The organism is Actinospica durhamensis, from assembly GCF_018139695.1.
Classification (GTDB): domain Bacteria; phylum Actinomycetota; class Actinomycetes; order Streptomycetales; family Catenulisporaceae; genus Actinospica; species Actinospica durhamensis.
In genome coordinates this window covers 1-2467 of the sequence record NZ_JAGSOG010000503.1, presented here as the reverse complement: position 1 = coordinate 2467, position 2467 = coordinate 1, and the positions used below count along the sequence as shown (strand labels likewise).

The following is a 2467-nucleotide window of genomic DNA, read 5'->3' as shown; positions in this document are numbered from 1 at the left end:
CCACAGACCACGGCCAGCCCCAGGCCCCGCGGACTGTCCTCGGGCGCTGTGATACTGGCCCGATGCTGATCGAAGAGCATGTAGCCGTATGCCAGGACCCCCGGATCGAGCTCTTCACCGCGCGCAGCAGCGGCCCGGCCGACCAGGCGCTGCTCGTCATCCACGGCGGCCCGGACTGGGACCACACCTACCTGCGCGAGCCCCTCATCGCACTAGCCGAGACCCGCATGCTCGTGTTCCCGGACCTGCGCGGCTGCGGACGGTCGACCACGGGCCTCCCTGCCGAGACCTACCACCCCGACGCAGCCACCGCCGACCTGCTCAACCTGCTCGACGCTCTCCAAATCCAGTGCGCCGACGTGCTCGGATTCTCCTACGGCGGACTGCTCGCGCAACGCCTCGCGCTCGCGGCCCCCCAGCGAATCCGACGCCTGATCATCGCCTCCAGCAGCATCGAGCCCGTACCAGAGGCCGCATACGACGACTGGCCCGAGGCACGAAACCTGCGAGCACTCGCCAACGCCACCTGGACCGAACTCCTGGCGGACCCCACCCCCGAGCGCACCAAGTCCCACGCCGTCGCCGGCATCCCGGCCAACGTCTGGCGACCCGAAGCACGCCCCGAACTGCGCCGCCGACTCGGCGACGTTCACTTCTCCGCGGAGTGGGCCAAGCCGTTCATCGCCGGTACCGTCCCCTCGGCTCGCCCGGACAACTCCCTGGCTCGCCTCGCCGCCCTCGACATCCCCATCCTGCTGCTCCACGGCCGCCAGGATCTGACCTTTCCCGCCGCCCTGGCACAGAGCACTGCGGCACAGATGCCCAACGCCCGCGCGGTCGTCATCGGCCAGGCCGGCCACATGGCCCACATCGACCAACCCGAAGAGTGGCTACGCGCGGTCACCGACTTCCTGGACTGAGACGGCCCCCTACACCCGTTCCCGCTCGCCTCCGACAATCCGCTGTACCGCTCCGACCAGAGTTGCTAGATTCACCGGGTCATGGGGAGTCAAGGCCTTGGGCTGAGGTGGGCTTGTTGCTGCTGAGCGGGGCTCGAGCGGGCCGAGTGGACCCCCATCGCCTCTATCTGCTGGGGATTCAGGCGCCGCTGGCCGCCCTCGTGGCGCTCGCGCAGACGACGGCCACGGTCTACTACGTCTCCTCGGGTCATCTCAACCCACTGGAGCTGGTCACGCTCGGCACGTCGGTCGAGCTGTCCTACTTCTTCATGCAGTTGCCGACCGGAGTGCTGGCCGACCTGATCAGCCGGCGGCTGTGCGTAGTGGCCGGGATCGTTCTGGTTGGGGCGGGCTTGGCAGAGCAAGGATTGACACCGCGCTTCGGCAGCCTGCTGGTTGGCCAGTTCCTCATCGGGCTCGGTGCGGCGTTGCAGGAAGGCGCCCTCGATGCGTGGATCGCGGACGAACTCGATCTAGAGCGAATGACACCGGTCTACCTGCGAGCCACCCAGCTGGGCCTGGCCGCCGGCATCATCGGCTCGATACTCAGCGCACTGCTCGCCTCGGTGTGGCTATCCCTGCCGCTCCTGGTCGGTGGCACGGCGGTGATGGGGATCGGCCTGATGCTCGCGTTCGTCATGCCAGAGCGCCGGATGCCCGCGCGAAGCCGAAGTCGCGATGTGCCCACAGTGGAGTCGTCCGTGCTACTCAGGACGATGTGGACCGGCTTCACCCGGCAGCTGAAGGATGCGAGGATCGCCGTCGTCGCAATGCCGGGCTTCCTGATACTGCTCGGCATGATCTTCTTCGCGGGCCTGTGGAGCGAAAGCTTCGACCGACTGTGGGGCGACTTTCTACTCACGGACATACGCCTGCCCCATCTGTTCGGACTCCCCCCGGCCGCCTGGTTTTCGGCAATCTCAATCGTCGTCTCGCTGCTGGGCCTAGTCTCCACGCAGTCGGCGAAGCGCTGGACCGACCACCCCGACGGCCGCACGACGGGCCGGGTGCTACTCGTGGTGACCTCGCTCATCTGCATCGGTGTCGTGGCCATGGCAGCCGCCCGAAACTTCGCCCCAGCCATCACGGCGTACCTGTGCGTGCAGGCATTGCGCCCCGTGTCCGCCCCACTGGTGACAGGCTGGATCGTGGCCCGAGTGGATCCCGCCGTCCGAGCCACAGTGCTCTCGGCCCGCGACATGTTCGACAGCGCCGGCCAGATCGTCGGCGGCCCCTTCATCGGCTGGATCGGCATCATCAGCACAATCCGCACTGCCCTGTACGCCGGCGCCATAGCACTCCTGCCGGCCATCGCGCTTCTCACCTCAGCCACCACAAAGATGCGCCCGCACACGATGCCAGCGTCCACGCCCGACCAGACACCGGCACTGACCGAACCATAAACGCGCCGCGCAGCCTTGAGCCGGGCTCACCCGATCCGGCCCAGCCCCAAAACCCGTGATTCAGATCCTCTCGCACGGGTCGGGCTCTGTCTCTTATAGACATCT

Annotated in this window: 2 protein-coding genes; both read left to right on the top strand. The window is 67.5% G+C overall.

The window, feature by feature from the left end; translation table 11 throughout:
* Nucleotides 1-62: 62 nt before the first annotated feature.
* Nucleotides 63-920, top strand: coding sequence for an alpha/beta fold hydrolase (locus tag KDL01_RS40445; RefSeq protein WP_212534021.1), 858 nt, complete (start codon nucleotides 63-65; stop codon nucleotides 918-920).
* Between the two features lie 107 nt (nucleotides 921-1027).
* Nucleotides 1028-2362 (top strand): MFS transporter, encoded by a 1335-nt coding sequence (locus KDL01_RS40440; RefSeq protein ID WP_212534020.1) that lies wholly within the window; start codon nucleotides 1028-1030, stop codon nucleotides 2360-2362.
* The last annotated feature ends 105 nt before the right edge of the window (nucleotides 2363-2467 follow it).

What these genes read in the sequence shown, in the direction of transcription:
- KDL01_RS40445 (WP_212534021.1), top strand. Translation starts at nt 63, where the DNA reads ATGCTGATCGAAGAGCATGTAGCCGTATGCCAGGACCCCCGGATCGAG.